A 16,343-nucleotide genomic window follows, 5' to 3' on the forward strand; every position below is an offset into this window, starting at 1 on the left:
GGACGTCAGAACCGCCGGCAATCTGCTGCGTCTGCCACCTTGTCCGGGAATTTCCCCGGACTTCAGCGGCATCCTAGCATCTTTTGTCCGTTCTGACGCCATCTTTGCCATTAGATAAAGTGCAAGCCCTAAATAGAACAGCAATGCCAATTCGCAATTATTAATTTGGAAACAATCTATTTCCGCGCACACAAATGACCATTGGTCATTAAAAACGCAAGGGCAAACTGTCAAAAAATCTTAACCATCTGATTTCCCAAAAAGACCTAACCGATCAGCTAGAAACTTATGCCTTGATATGCGATGTGATTGGCGGAAGGTAGATGCGCGCTAACAGCCCACCCTTGCTGGATTCTTCAAGATAAATCTCGCCGCCATGGGCACGAATGGCCGTGCGCGCGATCGCCAAACCAAGGCCGATCCCACCGGTGTCACGATTGCGTGATTCCTCGAGACGGAAGAATGGCTCGAACACCTGTTCGCGCTTGTCGACCGGAATTCCCGGTCCATCATCGGCAATTTCAATCCACAAACCTTCGTCATCGGCATCGCGAACCGTGACTTCGACATGTTCGCCAAATCGAAGGGCATTGGACACCAGATTGCCAAAGGCCCGCTTAACCGAAAGCGGACGACACGGATAAACCCGTGCGGTACCGTCACCGACAAAGGAAATCGGGCGACCGGTTTCGGCAAGATCCTCGACCGCGGACTCAACAAGGGCAGTCATGTTGATTTTGCGCGTTTCTTCATTGGCGGTTTCTTCGCGCGCGAATGCCATCGCGGCTTCGACCATCTGTTCCATTTCATCAAGTGTCTCGATGATCCGGGAACGGTTTTCTGCATCATCAACAAATTCGGCGCGCAGACGAAGCGATGTGATCGGCGTGCGCAAATCGTGCGAGATGGCGGCAAGCATCCGGGTGCGGTCTTCGACAAACCGTTTAAGACGTGCCGTCATACGGTTAAACGCCTTGGCAGCACGGCGGATTTCAATCGGGCCGGTTTCGGGCACCGGTTCGGGATAATCGCCCCGCCCCACCCGGTCAGCCGCATGGGCCAAAAGCGCCCAGGACCTTGAAATACGACGCGTAATAAAGAATGTAATGATCGCAATCACCAGTGCCGAAAGCGCAACGCGCAAGACATTGTCAAAAACAAACCAGGGCGGTGGCATCACCCCGCCAATCATTGCCTCTAACCAGACTTGCGGCTGTGCCGGGGGAATCGTGGTGGTTTTGGCCGAAGACAGGCTTTCCTCGGCCATGTCATCCATCCCCTGAAGATCAGGGCTGTCCGGCCCATTGCCAAGTGCCGGGATAATCGGCACGGCAATCTGCATGACCGGCGCACCACCGCAATCAAACCGTTCCATATACCGCAATTCCCACGGCGCCACCCGATCGCCATGTGCATGATGAACATCATTGGGGGGCGGCCGCTTTGACGGGTCGCGGTGATAGTCATCAAGAAATGCTTCTTTGGCCCTTTTCAGTGATTTGCGTTCCGACCGACAATCATCTTCGGTCAGGACTTCCACACGGGCCGGAATGCCCGATGCCAAAAGTTCGTTCAGCTTGTTTGAAAGCTTGTCGGACACAATGCCGTTTGCCGCCGCAACATCGGTGGTTTCCACGAGCCGCAGCCGTGTATAGGGCGATTGCGCGACCCGCAAAACATCCGGCCAGTTTTCCTGTGGCGTGGTGGTCAAAATACGCGAAATGGCGGCCACACGGGTCAGGGCATTGCCCCGCCGTTCAGATGCCAGCGCATCACGCCGTTCATCGGCCAGCATCACGCCCAACACGATATGGGTCAGAATGATCGCCCCCAGTAACAGGCACACAAGCTGCGCGGTCAGGCTTTGTGGCCAAAGACGCTTGATCAGGCGGCGCTTGGTCATTTTTCGACAACCTCGCAGGCAAACATATAGCCCCCACCCCAGACGGTCTTGATCAGGGTCGGGGTTTTGGCATCAAGTTCGATTTTCTTGCGCAATCGGCTGACCTGGTTATCAATGCTGCGATCAAACGGGATGGCTTCGCGCCCGCGTGTCAGATCAAGCAACTGGTCGCGGTTAAGAACCATGTTGGGATGTTCGACAAAGGCACACAGCAATCCGTATTCCCCGGCACTTAGCGGCAAGACAACGTCACTTCCGTCGCGCAATTCATGTCGCGTCCGGTCAAGGACCCAGCGATCAAAATGCACTTCCCCACCCGGAAGCGGTCCCTTGCGCCCGACCGGAAGACTTTGCGCACGACGCATCACGGCCTTGATCCGGGCCAGCAATTCACGCGGATTGAACGGCTTTGCCAGATAATCGTCCGCCCCCATTTCAAGACCAATGATCCGGTCGGTTTCCTCGCCAAGGGCCGTCAGCATCACCACCGGCACATCGTGATTTTCACGCAACCAGCGACACAGGCTAAGCCCGTCTTCGCCGGGCATCATCAGATCAAGCACGATCAGGTCCGGCGACACGTTATCTGCCATCATCTTGCGGAGCTCGCGCCCGTCGGATGCCAGTGACACACGATATTCATGCTGGCGCAAATAGCGGCCCAGAAGATCGCGAATGTCACGGTGGTCATCGACAACAAGAATGTGGGGCTGGTCGCTCATATGCGGTCCTGTATCTGAAACGGTATGTCAGTATAATTTAACGCGTTGGCATTTGGGGCAAAAACGGCAATTTGTATCAAATTGTCGCATTTCGGGCTTTTGGCAAATTTTGCGACCAATTAGCCGGTTCTTCGGGATCATTTCGCGACAATCATCCGTCATAACAGACCTCAACGAGCGATCCCCCAACGAACCGAGGTCTACGATGAAACGTAACACCAAAATCAAACTTGCTGCTGCCCTGCTTGCTTCTGGCCTGATTGCAACCCCGATTGCTGTAACCTATGCCGCACCCGGCGATGGTGGTGCCCCCGGTGCATGGACCATGCCCGGCAAAGGTCACGGCGACAAACAGGGTGGTGAATGCGCCGGTCGCGGTGAACACGGCAAAGGTGGCAAGTTTCATCATGAAGCCCGCGACCGTGCAACCCCGCTGACCCCGGCCGAAGCCCGCATCCTGATTGATGCCATGTTGCTGAAAACCGACACGGTCGATCTTAAAACCGGTGATGCCCTGATGGCCGAAGAACCGGGCAAGATTGACGTTCTTCTGGTCAATGCCGAGGGCGGTGTTGTTAAAGTTATCAAGTTTGATGCCAAAACCGGCCGCATGGACCGCGATGAACGCCGCGACCTGCGCAAACTGATGCCGCGCCCGGACAAGGCAGAACGCTTTGATCGCAAATTTACCGCTGATCAGATGAACGTACTGGCCAACGCAATGGCGATCCGCTTTGGCAATGGCGAGCTGAAACTTGGCGAACTGACCCAAACCAAACGCGGCACCTATACCGCAACACTGACCAACAAGGCCGGTGACATCGTTCGCGAAATGGAACTGAGCAGCGTAACCGGCCGCCCGATCAGCTAAGCCACATTTAAGGAATTCAGACCAACAGGGTTGGTCTGATCACCTCCCCAGTCCGGGAGATTTCATTCCCAACCGATACCCCGGACACTCCCCAGCGCCCCCAAGGTTCCCCCTTGGGGGCGTTTTATATGTCCTTTATTTGTCACGTTTTTTGGTTTGACGGGCCGATCTGTGATCATCATTGTGGGTGATTAAGAAACGCGCCCCGAAAGAAACAACGATGACAAATACGCCCCTATCTCCATCTCTTAAAGATTCCCCACGGACTGCAACGCTTGATGATATCCCGGCCCTGACCCGACTTTGGCAGGATACCGGGCTTTATCGCCCGTATAATCCGCCAGCATGGGATATTCGCTTCGCCCTTGAGGCCACGGACGCGACACTTTTCGTCTGGGAAGATAACAGCGATAACATCATCGGGTCGGTAATGGCGGGTCATGACGGCCATCGTGGCTGGATCTATTACCTTGCCGTTTCGCCCGCGTTGCAGAAATCCGGGCTTGGCCGCAAGCTGATGGATATTGGTGAAGGATGGCTGCGTGATCAGGGCGTCTGGCGCATGCAATTGATGGTGCGCTCGGAAAATCAGAAGACACAGGACTTCTATCGCCATCTTGGCTATCGCGCGCTTGATGTCACTGTGATGCAAAAAGATATCGATACGCCCCCGCAAGAGCGCATCTGATATTTGCTCCCCCATCCAATCAGGATTGCGGGGACGGCATTTCTGCTGGCGGTATGGTTTCTTCGCTGCCAGCAGCTTCGCGTTCGTCCAGATTGGCGATTGTCACATGGGCAATGCGGCGTGCACGTTCAAACAGGCGGTTCATCCGTTCCACAAGGGCAACGGTAATCCGGTAAGACCGGATATCAACATCACGCGGGCCGATGGCATCGCTGATCCGGCGCAGTGTTAGATCCAGCTTTTCGTTAAACTCTTCCTTGCGCGACAAAACCGCCAGGGCTGCTTCGCGATCCTCGGCGGAATAGGCCGTAAGCGCCTGCTTAAGGCAATCTTCGGCCATCACGAAAAGCTCGGCCATCTGGGCACGGCTTTCCTCGGACGAGATTTGCCGAAGCTCCATCAGTTCCGACACAAGCCCGACCATTTCCTCGGCCACAAGATCACTGGCTGCTTCAAGATGGTTGCTTACTGCAAGATCATTTTGCAGACGGTGGTGTTCCTTGGGCAACAGGTCGGAACGGCGGATTTTACCGGCAAACAGGGCAATCGCATCCTGAAGATCATCAACCCCGTCATCCAGTTCACTGATTTTTGTCAGCTTCTTGGTGGTCGGATTACGCATGGCTTCCTGCCCGCGGCGCACCACATCAGTCACGATATCGCCCATATGGATGACCTCGTTGCGCAAAAGCGCAATCGCGGCCGCCGGGGTATTGGTGACTTCGTGCATCAGATATTTCGGACTGGGATCAAGCGGCGGATCAATCACGGTTTCAAGTGGCACGATCTTTTCAATTAGGCGCGCAATCCATGGCACAAAGCCAATCATCAGGATGACGTTGGCGATGTTGAAAATGCTGTGGGCGTTGGCAATTTCGCGGGCGATATCCGCCCCCCCGCCATTGGAAACATTGGTAATATCAGACACAAATTCCGCAAATTGCGGAATGAAGGGCAACCACAGCAAAACACCGCCAATGTTAAACAGCACATGCCCGATGGCGGTGCGCAAGGCATCCCGCCCCTTGCCAATCGTCACCAGAAGGGCCGTGAAACATGTTCCGATATTCGCCCCGAAAATCAGGGCAATCCCGCCATCGAGACTAACCAGCCCCTGCCCGGCCAAAACAATAACAATCCCGGTGGTTGCCGCACTTGATTGCACCAGTGCGGTGAATGCCGCTGCAACAATGATTGCCAGAACAGGGTTGCGCATCTGCGCCATCAGATCGATGAAGGGCGGATAGGTGCGAAGGGGCTCCATCGCCTCGCTCATCATGCCCATACCAAAAAACAGCATCCCCATGCCAAGGATCGCCTTTCCGGCAAGGGCAAAGCGTTTGCGCCCGCCCATCATCATCATGCCAAACCCGATGGCGATGAAAAGTGGTGCAATTGCCTCAACCTTGAATGCAATGATCTGCGCGGTCAGGGTACTGCCGACATTGGCACCCATGATCACAGCAATCGACTGGGCAAAGGGCATCAAACCGGCCGACACAAACCCGACCACCAAAACGGTCGTCACACTTGATGACTGCACAAGCCCGGTGATCAAGGCACCGGAAACCGCCGCCATGAACCGGTTGCGCGTCATTTTTGACAGGATGAAGCGCAGGCGCGCACCGGCAAGGGTCTTAAGTGCACTTGCCAAATGGTCCATACCATAAAGGAAAAGCGCAAGCCCGCCGACAAGCCCCACGGCCATCCATCCGGCCTGAAGCGTCCCGCCATCCTCGGCGGCCAGTGCCGGGCTATGACCAAGCAAAACAAACAGTAGACCCAGCAACGATAAGCGCAGCACACCGGACATTCAAAACCCGCGATGATAAGTGACAGTCAGTCAGAAAAACTACTACAGCCCGCAAGAATTGTCAGGCTTTTCAGTATCGTAGCAATTGCATTATCTGAAACCTGACGGGTCAGACCCCACAATGAAAAACAGCGCACCGGTCAAACCAATACGCTGCTTTTGACTTCAAACCAAACTTATGCGGACTGCTCCAGTCCGGCATTACTGCGCGGCGATGACGTTTCCAGCTTGCTTTTCCTGTGCCAGACGGTTTTCAAGCGCGGCAATCTGTTCGGCGCTCAGACGCAGGCCAAGCTTTGACCGTCGCCAGATCAGATCGTCAATCTCGCGCACCCATTCCTGATCGACCAGGTAACGAAGTTCGGCTTCATAAAGATCATGGCCATAGCAATAACCAAGATCGGTCATTTTTGACGCTGTTCCGATAATCTGTTCAATCCGGGTGCCATAGGAACGCAGCAGGCGTTTCAGCAACCCACGATCCATCCAACCATATTCACCGGCATAATGCGCCAAAGCTTCGTCATAAGACGCGTTGGGGAAATCACCGCCCGGCAAAGGTTCTCTTGCCGTCCAGGGCACATCACGGGTGCCAAGCTGTTTGCTGATGATCTGAAGCGCATGTTCGGCAAGCTTGCGATAGGTGGTGATTTTACCGCCAAAGATATGCAATGCCGGGGCTGAACCCTCGCTGGCTTCAAGTTTCAGGGTGTAATCACGCGATACCTTGGACGCATTTTCACTTTCACCGTTCCCGGCATAAAGCGGACGCACTCCCGAATAGGTCCAGACAACGTCGTCGGAAGCCACCTGCTTTTTGAAATAACCGCTGGCAAGTTTGCAAAGATAATCGACCTCGTCCTGATCGATTTTGACCTTGGCCGGATCACCGGTGAAATCAACATCGGTGGTGCCGATCAGGGTGAAATGTTCCTGATAGGGAATGGCAAAGACAATGCGCCCGTCGCCGTTCTGGAAGATATAGCAATAATCATGGTCAAACAGCTTGGGCACAACAATGTGGCTGCCCTTGACCAGACGGATATTGGCCTTGGTTTCGGATTGAACCACACCATTTTGCGGATTGATCAGATCAGCACACCACGGCCCCGCCGCATTGATCAACATGCGCCCCGAAACCTGTTGCTCTGTTCCCGTTTCCTGATCGCGCAGGGAAACCTGCCAATGTCCGTCGACCTGTTTCGCGCCAACGCACTCGGTCCGGGTCAGGATTTCAGCACCCAGCCCCTTGGCATCAAGGGCGTTAAGAACCACCAGACGCGCATCATCAACCCAGCAATCGGAATAGACAAAGCCCTTGGTCACACCATCGCGAAGCGGCGCACCCGATACATGGTTGGCAAATGAAATGCCCTCGGACGCCGGAAGCTTTTTACGACCGCCAAGATGATCATACAGAAACAGGCCAAGCCGGATCATCCAGGCCGGGCGCAAATCCTTGCGATGCGGCAGGACGAAACGTAGCGGACGAATGATGTGCGGCGCATTGTTCAGCAACACTTCACGTTCGGTCAGTGCTTCGCGCACCAGACGGAATTCATAATGTTCCAGATACCGCAACCCGCCATGGATCAGCTTGGTGCTGGCCGATGATGTCGCACTGGCCAGATCGTTCTTTTCGCACAGCAAAACCTTAAGACCACGACCAGCCGCATCACGGGCGATCCCGGCACCATTAATGCCGCCACCAACAATGATCAGATCATAATGCTTAGTCCTAGCCATATCGGGCCTCTTTCAACGAAAGGAATCTCTGTTTGAGGAACAAAATAGTTCATTTTCGAAAATTTTCAAGTTTCGAATTATGACATTATTTCGACGCAGATATGACAATTCCGCACGAGATTTCATGAAGGACAGGAACACCAGCCCTGAATTAGAAAAGTTCATTTTTGAAACAAATAGAAAAACCCCGCCTGATATTCAGGCGGGGCGTTCATAAAGATATCGATATTTAAAAAGCTGATCAGGTCCGGGCCAATCAGGCCAGCCAGCGTTTCTGCCAGTCAGACAGCATGGAAATCGTCCAAAGCTGATGGCCCCAATTGCGTTTGCCGCTCATATGTTCCTGATGCAGCTTCTGGATTTGGGTGCGGTCCAGACCAAAATCATGATACAGCGCATCATTGGCCAGAAGATCCCCCATCCATTCACGCAGCGGCCCGCGAAGCCATTGCGCCAGCGGCACGCCAAAGCCGGTTTTGGGACGGTCAATCATTTCGCGCGGCACATATTTATAAAGGATCTGGCGCAGGGCATATTTGCCCGTAGATCCATTCATCTTAAGGCGCACCGGCAGCCGCCAGCCGAATTCGATCACCCGATGATCGATGAACGGCACGCGGACCTCGAGTGAATTGGCCATCGACGCCCGGTCAACCTTGGTCAGAACATCGTCGACCATATACATCATCGTATCCATGACCTGCATGGACGAGACATAATCAAGATTGCGGTTCCGACAGAATTTCTCGCCCGGAACCCGGAATTTCTTGCCACTTGCCCGGCTGCCCAGCAGCTTGTCACTGTCAAACAGAGACAACAAAGCATGATAACGATCCAGATCATCCTTGATCGCCAGAAGCGGCGCTGCCTTGTGGATTTTATCACCAATCGCACTGGACGAACGTTTGCCCGGCACCAAGCCGACAAGCGCATCCCACGTTTCCGGCGACAACATGGTCAAACCACGCGACACCAGCGATCCGCCAAACGGAATGGCCCCTGCCCCGCGACTGAGCTGCTTTGCCCACAAATAGCGGGTATAGCCACCAAATGTTTCATCACCGCCATCACCTGAAAGGGCAACCGTGACTTCCTTGCGCGTCAGACCGGAAATCAGATAGGTCGGAATGGCCGAGCTGTCAAAGAACGGCTCGTCATAGGTTTCCGAAAGCTTCGGCACCAGATCAAGCGCATCCTTGGGCGTGACATAAAGTTCGGTGTGATCGGTTTTCAGATGACGGGCGACTTCACCTGCAAAGGCCGCCTCGTTAAAGGCCTCGTCCTCGAACCCGACCGAATATGTTTTGACCGGACGGTCCGAAACCGACTGCATCAGGGCAACGATGGTCGATGAATCAATCCCGCCCGACAAAAACGCGCCAAGCGGCACATCGGCAACCATGCGACGCTGAACCGCATCGCGCAAAAGGTCTTCAAGCGCGTCAATCGCACTTTGATCATCGCCGCTCCAGGCATGTTTCTGCCCGTTAAGCACCGCATCCTCAACCGACCAATAGGCAGTTTCGGTTGCCTGATCATGCGACGATACTTCAAGAATATGACCGGGCTTAAGCATCTTGGCATGCGAATAGATCGAAAGCCCCGATGGCACATAACCAAACCGAAGATAGGCTTCCAACCCCGAACGATTGACTTCGCGCGAAATCGCGTTGCCCGCCAGAAGTGCCTTTACCTCGGACGCAAAACCGATATTGCCTTCATAGCGCGACCAGTAAAGTGGCTTGATGCCAAGCCGGTCACGCACAAGGGTCAGCTTCTTGGTCTGCTTGTCCCAAAGGGCAATGGCAAACATGCCAATCAGGCGTTTGACCGTATCGCGCACCCCCCAATGGGCAATGCATTCAAGGATCACTTCGGTATCAGAATGCCCGCGCCAGGCAACATTGATATTTGCCGCCGCCAGCTTTTCACGCAGTTCCGGCGCGTTATAAATCTCGCCGTTATAGACCATAACATAACGGCCATTGGCCGAATGCATTGGCTGTTTCCCGGCATCGGACAGATCAATAATCGCCAGACGGCGCTGCCCAAGGGCCAGCGCATTTTCCTGATCAACCCAGACATCGCCGCCATCCGGGCCACGATGATGCAACGACGCGTTCATCCGCGATACAGCATCGCCCAGACCGCTTGCGTTGCTCTGTTCAGACAGCCATAAACCGGCAATTCCACACATGAAATAATCCTGTAAAACCCTGCCGTTACTTAAAACAATAACGGCCCCTTCTACAATCAAAACATTTGAACAATCTCAGGAAATGATCGGCCAAAACAGTTTTTGCCGTCACCCCCTATTCCACAGGGTGAAAACGGCGAAACAGACTGTGCAATTACAATGCAGAGTTATGATATCGTCTCCGGACCTACAACCAATAATATACTGCCATCCAAACGCACGCGGTCACGTCGACATCGAAATACACCCTTTAAAAGCAAGATGACCCGGCAGAGATAGCAGATCACGGAGGAACGTCTGGATGAACGCATCAAAGAAACAGGTGTCGCTTTCACTTGGCCAGCGACAGATCATCAGCTATGTCGCGATCCTTGCGCTTATGAGTATCCTGACGACGATTTCCGTCGTCCTTGTGAGCCAGATCAACACATCCTTTACCCAGATCACTGACGTCAACGGGGTCAAGCAACGCTATGCCATCAATCTGGGTGGCAGCGTTCAGGACCGCGCCATCGCAGTCCGCGATATGGCACTGGTCGCAAGTCAGGATGATGTTGATGCCACAATCAATGTCATCAACGAACAGGCTGCCATTTACGCAGAGGCCGCCCAAGGCATGGCCGAAATCCTTTCGGCCCCGGAAACATCATCGGATCAGGAACAACAACTTTTTGCAGAAATTCAGGCAATCGAAGAACGCGCAGCACCAATCATTGAAAAGGTCATTGGCCTTCGCAAAGCGGGCGAATTTTCTTCGACAATCAACCTGATCAACGCCGAAGCAGCACCGGCCTTTGCCGACTGGCGCGCCAGTATCGATGCCCTAATCGAACATGAAGAAGCCAAAAGCCAGTTGATTTCTGTATCGGCCAGAACCGTCGCCAGCAACTTTTCCATTGTCATGATCGGCATGCTGGTACTGTCGCTTGCGATCAGTATCGTTTTGATCATCTGGAACATTCGCGCCATTGCCCCGCTTCGGGGATTGACCACCGGCATGCTTGAAATTGCCGAAGGCAAGCTTGACACGGCCATTCCGGAAATCGCCCGGCGCGATGAAGTCGGCGATATCGTAACAGCCGTCAAAGTATTCCAGAAAAACGCGATCGAGCGTCGCGAAATGCGCGCCAAGGAGGCCGAGCTTCAACGCGCCCAGGCGCAACGTTCCGAACTTATGGAAAAGCTGACCAAGAATTTTGAAAACACGACCGGCGATTTGCTTTCTGATGTGGGGCGGGCGCTTGAAAAACTGCGCAACTCCGCCTCCACGCTTGGCCGCACGGCGGAAACAAGCAAGGCGCGTGCAAGTGATGCGGCATCTGTCGTATCGGACGTCGCCCATAATGCAGAATCTGTTGCGTCTGCTGCCGAAGAACTGACCGCATCGGTATACGAGGTCAGCCAACGCATCGCCCAGTCACGCGAAACCATGTCACGTGCCCAAAACGAAGCCAACAGCACCAATGATAAAATGTCGGTACTGGAAACATCGGCTGACAAGATTGGCGAAGTCGTCAAACTGATTACCGATATTGCCGGACAGACCAACTTGCTTGCCCTGAACGCAACCATCGAAGCCGCACGTGCCGGTGATGCGGGCAAAGGTTTTGCCGTGGTCGCAAACGAAGTCAAAAACCTTGCCTCACAGACCGCGCGTGCAACCGATGAAATTTCGGAACAGATCGCCACGGTTCAATCCGAAACCCGCGAGGCCGTTGCCGCAATCCGCGAAATTGTTGAAACCATTGGCGAGATTAATGACGATACGGCGGACATTGCCGCGTCAATCAACCAGCAAAGCAACACGACAACCGAGATTTCATCGAAAATTTCAAACGTTGCGCAAAATACCCGCGATGTTGCCAGCAACATTCAGCAGGCAATGGACGCCGCCGATGAAACCGACGCTGCGTCTGGTGATGTCAGGGCCGCAACCGCAAGCATGGAAGAACGCGCGCAAAAGCTTGATCACTCCGTGAAGCAATTCTTGCGCGATATTGCCTGAACGTCATGACACTGGAAATGAACGGTCAGGACATAAGGCACCATGCCCTAGCCTGACCGTTCTATTCCCAGTCTTGCCATCCGGCGATACAGGGTATTTCGTCCGATACCCAATGCCTTGGCGGTGTTGCTGATATGCCAATGATGGTCATCAAGAAGTTGGCGCAATGCCCCTTCTTCGGCACGCTCCAACGTATCACGGGCATTGGTCGTGGTTGCCTTTGCCTCAACCCGGAAATCATCGGGCAAATGGTCACGTTCGATCACGCCGTTTTCGGCAAAGACGCTGGCATATTGCAAGACATTGATCAGTTCGCGCACATTGCCCGGCCATTGATGACGGGCAAGAAGATCGATCACATCATCACTGCATTCGACATAGTCATTTGACAATGCCGCCAATAGACGCCCGATCACATCAACAAGGTCGCTGCGTTCACGCAACGGCGGCACGGCGAGGCGTGCGCCCTTGATCCGATAGAGCAAATCTTCGCGGAATTTCCCGTCTGCCACCGCTTGGTTCAAATCGACATTGCTGGCACAGATCAGTCGGAAATCAACCGGCACTGACTTGGTACTGCCAAGTGGTTCGACCTTGCGGCTTTCAAGAACGCGCAACAGCCGCCCCTGCGCGGCAAGCGGCATATCGCCGATTTCATCAAGGAACAAGGTCCCGCCATTGGCTTCGCGAATGCGCCCGCCAAACCCATCGCGCGCCGATCCGGTAAAGGCACCGCCAGCATGTCCAAACAGTTCGTTTTCAATCAACCCTTCGGGCAGGGCCGCACAGTTGATCGCGACAAAGTTCTTGGATTTTCCGTGGGTGGCATCATGGATATGGCGCGCCAGATATTCCTTGCCGCTGCCGGTTTCGCCCGACATCAGAATATTGATATCGCGCGCATGAAGGCGCACACCGATATCGTAAATCCGGCGCAATGCCGGATCGCGATCCGAAATCTGTGCAACTGGCCTTGCAACCTTTGGCGCCCGTGTTGCAATCGGTGTCGACAGTCCGACATAACGACGGCGCATCCGTTCAGGCATGGTGACAGAACCAAACAGCACCCCGCCGCCCGCGATATTAAGCGCCATAGCCGATGGCTTATCACCTGTTTGAACTGTTTGTTCGGCGAATTTGGACAGAAGGACATCCACATCCATCTCGAACATATTACCGATATCGGTCGAATTGTTGGCCGCGGCCAGAATGCGGCGGGCGGTTGACGTTGCGCCACTGATTGACCCGTCGGGCGCAATCGAAATCATCGCATCGCGGGTCGATCCGACATGGCGCGCCTCGGGATGAAGGTGCAGAATGACATCGCCTGCCCGCTCATCAAAGAACAGGATACGTTCAAGCGCATCGGCATAGTCGGCGACCATGCCGCGCACGCGCAGGCAATCAGTGCGTTTGATATCATCACGAACGGCCGACACATCAAGCACCGAACATACCTTGCCGTCCGGGTCAAAAACCGGGGCCGCGGTACAGGTCAGGACCGAATGCTGTGCCAGGAAATGTTCGTCCTTGTGGATGGTAATTGGGCGACCTTCGACGATACAGGTGCCGATACCGTTCGTACCTTCGCGTTCCTCACTCCAGACTGCGCCGGGCAAAAGTCCGTTGGTGCGAAATGACGGCAACAGGGAATGGGCAGCGACACTGTCAAGGATCACGCCACTGTTATCAGTCAGAAACACCGCATAGCCCGATGCATCGATTTTGCGATACAGGGTTCGGACAAGGTCATGGGCATGGTGATAAAGCCGCCCGTTGCGATCACGCAATTGCCGGGTCTGGCTTTCGGGCATGACTTCGGGACGGCGCAAGGTGTCATGGGCCAGACCAAAGCGTTCTTCACAACGCTGCCAGCTTTCAAGCACCGCACGATTTTGCGCACCACCGCTAAGTTGCAGTGCTGCTTCTATCCGTCCGCCGGGAAGGTTTCCTGACATAGACGCTATCTCCCTTGTGTCGGTGTTTTGACCCGGAAATTTCCGGCGCGCGGCTTTTGCCGCATCCGATCACAGGGGCAATCGTAACATATCAAAGGGGCCCAGCACCAAACAGTTTCACAGCAAAAATGCCGCGCAATCCAAACTGTTCCATTTATGGAACAAAATGCGCCACATGTGTCGCACTGTTCCGGGCTTCCCGCGCGCCACACCAGAAACAGCCTTACTTCCAGCCTGTTGGTTTCCCCCGATTTTCTTGCCGCGAACCCGGTCTTTGGCAAAGTGGCACGACCTTTGCGGATAAGGCGGCGTCACAATCAAAAAGCGGGCGAAAAAATCGCCTGTCGATCTCGGAGGAACCAAAATGATCTACAAGAATCCAAATGACGCCGGCAGCCCGGTCAGCTTCAAGGGCCGTTATGAGAACTTCATTGGCGGCGAATGGGTCGCCCCTGCCAAAGGCCAGTATTTCGAAAATATCTCGCCGGTGAATGGCAAACCGTTCTGCGAGGTCGCCCGTTCTTCAAGCGACGATATCGAAAAGGCTCTTGATGCCGCCCACGCCGCTTTCCCGGCATGGGGCAAAACATCGGTGACCGAACGCGCCAACATGCTCAACAAGATTGCCGACCGTATGGAAGCCAATCTTGAAATGCTTGCAGTCGCCGAAACCTGGGACAATGGCAAGGCCGTGCGTGAAACGCTGGCCGCTGACATCCCGCTTGCAATTGACCATTTCCGTTATTTCGCCGGTGCCATCCGCGCACAGGAAGGATCGCTTGGCGAGATTGACGACAACACGGTCGCCTATCACTTCCACGAACCGCTTGGTGTGGTTGGCCAGATTATTCCATGGAACTTCCCGATCCTGATGGCGGTCTGGAAACTGGCCCCGGCATTGGCAGCGGGCAACTGCGTTGTCCTGAAACCGGCTGAACAGACCCCGGCATCAATCTGCGTTCTTTTGGAACTGATTTCCGATCTGATCCCGGCGGGCGTGGTGAACGTCGTTCAGGGCTTTGGCGTTGAAGCGGGCAAACCGCTTGCGCAAAGCAACCGCATTGCCAAGGTTGCCTTTACCGGTGAAACCACCACGGGCCGCCTGATCATGCAATATGCATCGGAAAACATCATTCCGGTGACCTTGGAGCTGGGTGGAAAATCGCCAAACATCTTCTTTGAAGACGTCATGGCCGCCGATGATGATTTCCGTCAGAAAGCCGCCGAAGGCATGGCAATGTTTGCCCTTAACCAGGGTGAAGTTTGCACCTGCCCGTCGCGCGCCATCATTCAGGAAAGCATCTATGACAAGTTCATGGATAACGTGCTTTCACGTGTTGCCAATATCAAACAGGGCAACCCGCTTGATACCACCACCATGATCGGCGCACAGGCCTCTTCAGAGCAGATGGAAAAGATCATGTCCTACCTTGATATCGGCAAGCAGGAAGGCGCGCAGGTTCTTTGTGGTGGCGACAAGGCCGATCTTGGCGGTGATCTTGCCGGTGGTTTCTATATCCAGCCAACCATCTTCAAGGGCCATAACCGGATGCGGATTTTCCAGGAGGAAATCTTTGGCCCGGTGGTATCTGCCACCACGTTCAAGGACGAAGCCGAAGCCCTTCACATCGCCAATGATACACTTTACGGCCTTGGGGCCGGTGTCTGGACACGCGATGCAAACCGCTCCTACCGCTTTGGCCGGGAAATCAAGGCCGGTCGTGTCTGGACCAACTGCTATCACCTCTATCCGGCCCATGCGGCCTTTGGCGGGTACAAGCAGTCCGGCATCGGCCGTGAAAACCACAAGATGATGCTGAACCATTATCAGCAGACCAAGAACCTTCTGGTTTCGTATGATCCGAAACCGATGGGCTTCTTCTGATCGCGATGTGATCACGACCGGGTGCATGACCTCCCACATGTGCCCGGTCATCTTATCGCGCAAGGAAGGAGGTCATCATGACCGGATCGGAAACCATTCCGGACAGGGTTACCGCAACCGATGCGGCAATCGAACTGATCAGGAAACTGAAATCCATTCATGGCCCGGTGATGTTTCATCAGTCGGGCGGTTGTTGTGACGGCAGTGCGCCGATGTGTTTCCCGGACGGGGAATTCAAAACCGGTGATCAGGATGTGTTGCTGGGCGAGATTGAAGGCAGTCCGTTTTTCATCGGGCGGGCACAATTCGAATATTGGCAACATACCCAACTGATCATTGATGTCGTCAACGGGCGTGGCGGGATGTTCTCGCTCGAGGGGCCCGAAGGCAAAAGGTTCCTGACACGGTCGCGTATCTTTAGCGACGATGAATGGGCCATCCTGAAAAAAGCCGAGGAGGAAAAGCCGATCATCCCCGCGTCCCGGATTTGACGTTTACCCGTGGCGTTTCGTTCCCGGCATCATCCCCCATGATGTCATCTCCCCGAAACGCCAG

The 16,343-nt window shown here is 54.4% G+C and carries 11 protein-coding genes; 5 read left to right on the forward strand and 6 right to left on the reverse strand.

Annotation, left to right across the window (positions count from 1 at the left end; translation table 11 throughout):
- Positions 1-286: 286 nt before the first annotated feature.
- Together TH19_RS20680 and TH19_RS20685 are read right to left on the reverse strand one after the other, a co-directional pair.
- Positions 287-1,903, reverse strand: coding sequence for an ATP-binding protein (locus tag TH19_RS20680; protein WP_114104257.1), 1,617 nt, complete (start codon positions 1,901-1,903; stop codon positions 287-289).
- Positions 1,900-2,625, reverse strand: a complete 726-nt coding sequence (locus TH19_RS20685; RefSeq protein WP_114104258.1) for a response regulator — start codon at positions 2,623-2,625, stop codon at positions 1,900-1,902. The genes TH19_RS20680 and TH19_RS20685 overlap by 4 nt, the downstream gene beginning before the upstream one ends.
- A 205-nt stretch (positions 2,626-2,830) precedes the next feature.
- Here TH19_RS20685 and TH19_RS20690 point away from each other — a divergent pair, with 205 nt between their 5' ends.
- Together TH19_RS20690 and TH19_RS20695 are read left to right on the forward strand one after the other, a co-directional pair.
- The gene (locus TH19_RS20690) at positions 2,831-3,496 is read left to right on the forward strand and encodes a hypothetical protein (protein WP_114104259.1); all 666 of its coding nucleotides are present in this window, start codon (positions 2,831-2,833) and stop codon (positions 3,494-3,496) included.
- A gap of 220 nt (positions 3,497-3,716) precedes the next feature.
- A complete protein-coding gene (locus TH19_RS20695; RefSeq protein ID WP_114104290.1) occupies positions 3,717-4,184 on the forward strand; it encodes a GNAT family acetyltransferase in 468 nt (155 codons plus the stop codon).
- A 19-nt stretch (positions 4,185-4,203) separates the two neighbouring features.
- Here the strand turns inward: TH19_RS20695 and TH19_RS20700 are convergent, their stop codons facing one another.
- From TH19_RS20700 to asnB, 3 genes are all read right to left on the reverse strand, one after another.
- Positions 4,204-5,997 (reverse strand): Na/Pi cotransporter family protein, encoded by a 1,794-nt coding sequence (locus tag TH19_RS20700; protein ID WP_114104260.1) that lies wholly within the window; start codon positions 5,995-5,997, stop codon positions 4,204-4,206.
- A gap of 201 nt (positions 5,998-6,198) precedes the next feature.
- Complete coding sequence (gene glpD / locus TH19_RS20705) at positions 6,199-7,743, reverse strand: glycerol-3-phosphate dehydrogenase (protein WP_114104261.1); 1,545 nt, start codon at positions 7,741-7,743, stop codon at positions 6,199-6,201.
- A 256-nt stretch (positions 7,744-7,999) separates the two neighbouring features.
- Complete coding sequence (gene asnB / locus TH19_RS20710) at positions 8,000-9,940, reverse strand: asparagine synthase (glutamine-hydrolyzing) (protein ID WP_114104262.1); 1,941 nt, start codon at positions 9,938-9,940, stop codon at positions 8,000-8,002.
- Positions 9,941-10,241: 301 nt separating this feature from the next.
- On the opposite strand from asnB, the gene TH19_RS20715 reads away from it, so the two are divergent.
- Positions 10,242-11,945 (forward strand): methyl-accepting chemotaxis protein, encoded by a 1,704-nt coding sequence (locus TH19_RS20715; RefSeq protein WP_114104263.1) that lies wholly within the window; start codon positions 10,242-10,244, stop codon positions 11,943-11,945.
- Between the two features lie 47 nt (positions 11,946-11,992).
- Here the strand turns inward: TH19_RS20715 and TH19_RS20720 are convergent, their stop codons facing one another.
- Positions 11,993-13,903, reverse strand: a complete 1,911-nt coding sequence (locus TH19_RS20720; protein ID WP_114104264.1) for a sigma-54-dependent Fis family transcriptional regulator — start codon at positions 13,901-13,903, stop codon at positions 11,993-11,995.
- Positions 13,904-14,267: 364 nt separating this feature from the next.
- On the opposite strand from TH19_RS20720, the gene adh reads away from it, so the two are divergent.
- Complete coding sequence (adh, locus tag TH19_RS20725) at positions 14,268-15,788, forward strand: aldehyde dehydrogenase (RefSeq protein WP_114104265.1); 1,521 nt, start codon at positions 14,268-14,270, stop codon at positions 15,786-15,788.
- Positions 15,789-15,865: 77 nt separating this feature from the next.
- The gene (locus tag TH19_RS20730; protein ID WP_114104266.1) at positions 15,866-16,279 is read left to right on the forward strand and encodes a DUF779 domain-containing protein; all 414 of its coding nucleotides are present in this window, start codon (positions 15,866-15,868) and stop codon (positions 16,277-16,279) included.
- Positions 16,280-16,343 lie beyond the last annotated feature (64 nt).

This window comes from Thalassospira profundimaris (genome assembly GCF_003326675.1).
Lineage (GTDB): Bacteria > Pseudomonadota > Alphaproteobacteria > Rhodospirillales > Thalassospiraceae > Thalassospira > Thalassospira aquimaris.

What these genes read in the sequence shown, in the direction of transcription:
- TH19_RS20730 (WP_114104266.1), top strand. Translation starts at nt 15,866, where the DNA reads ATGACCGGATCGGAAACCATTCCGGACAGGGTTACCGCAACCGATGCG.
- adh (WP_114104265.1), top strand. Translation starts at nt 14,268, where the DNA reads ATGATCTACAAGAATCCAAATGACGCCGGCAGCCCGGTCAGCTTCAAG.
- asnB (WP_114104262.1), bottom strand. Translation starts at nt 9,940, where the DNA reads ATGTGTGGAATTGCCGGTTTATGGCTGTCTGAACAGAGCAACGCAAGC.
- TH19_RS20690 (WP_114104259.1), top strand. Translation starts at nt 2,831, where the DNA reads ATGAAACGTAACACCAAAATCAAACTTGCTGCTGCCCTGCTTGCTTCT.
- TH19_RS20685 (WP_114104258.1), bottom strand. Translation starts at nt 2,625, where the DNA reads ATGAGCGACCAGCCCCACATTCTTGTTGTCGATGACCACCGTGACATT.
- TH19_RS20695 (WP_114104290.1), top strand. Translation starts at nt 3,717, where the DNA reads ATGACAAATACGCCCCTATCTCCATCTCTTAAAGATTCCCCACGGACT.
- TH19_RS20715 (WP_114104263.1), top strand. Translation starts at nt 10,242, where the DNA reads ATGAACGCATCAAAGAAACAGGTGTCGCTTTCACTTGGCCAGCGACAG.
- TH19_RS20700 (WP_114104260.1), bottom strand. Translation starts at nt 5,997, where the DNA reads ATGTCCGGTGTGCTGCGCTTATCGTTGCTGGGTCTACTGTTTGTTTTG.
- glpD (WP_114104261.1), bottom strand. Translation starts at nt 7,743, where the DNA reads ATGGCTAGGACTAAGCATTATGATCTGATCATTGTTGGTGGCGGCATT.
- TH19_RS20720 (WP_114104264.1), bottom strand. Translation starts at nt 13,903, where the DNA reads ATGTCAGGAAACCTTCCCGGCGGACGGATAGAAGCAGCACTGCAACTT.
- TH19_RS20680 (WP_114104257.1), bottom strand. Translation starts at nt 1,903, where the DNA reads ATGACCAAGCGCCGCCTGATCAAGCGTCTTTGGCCACAAAGCCTGACC.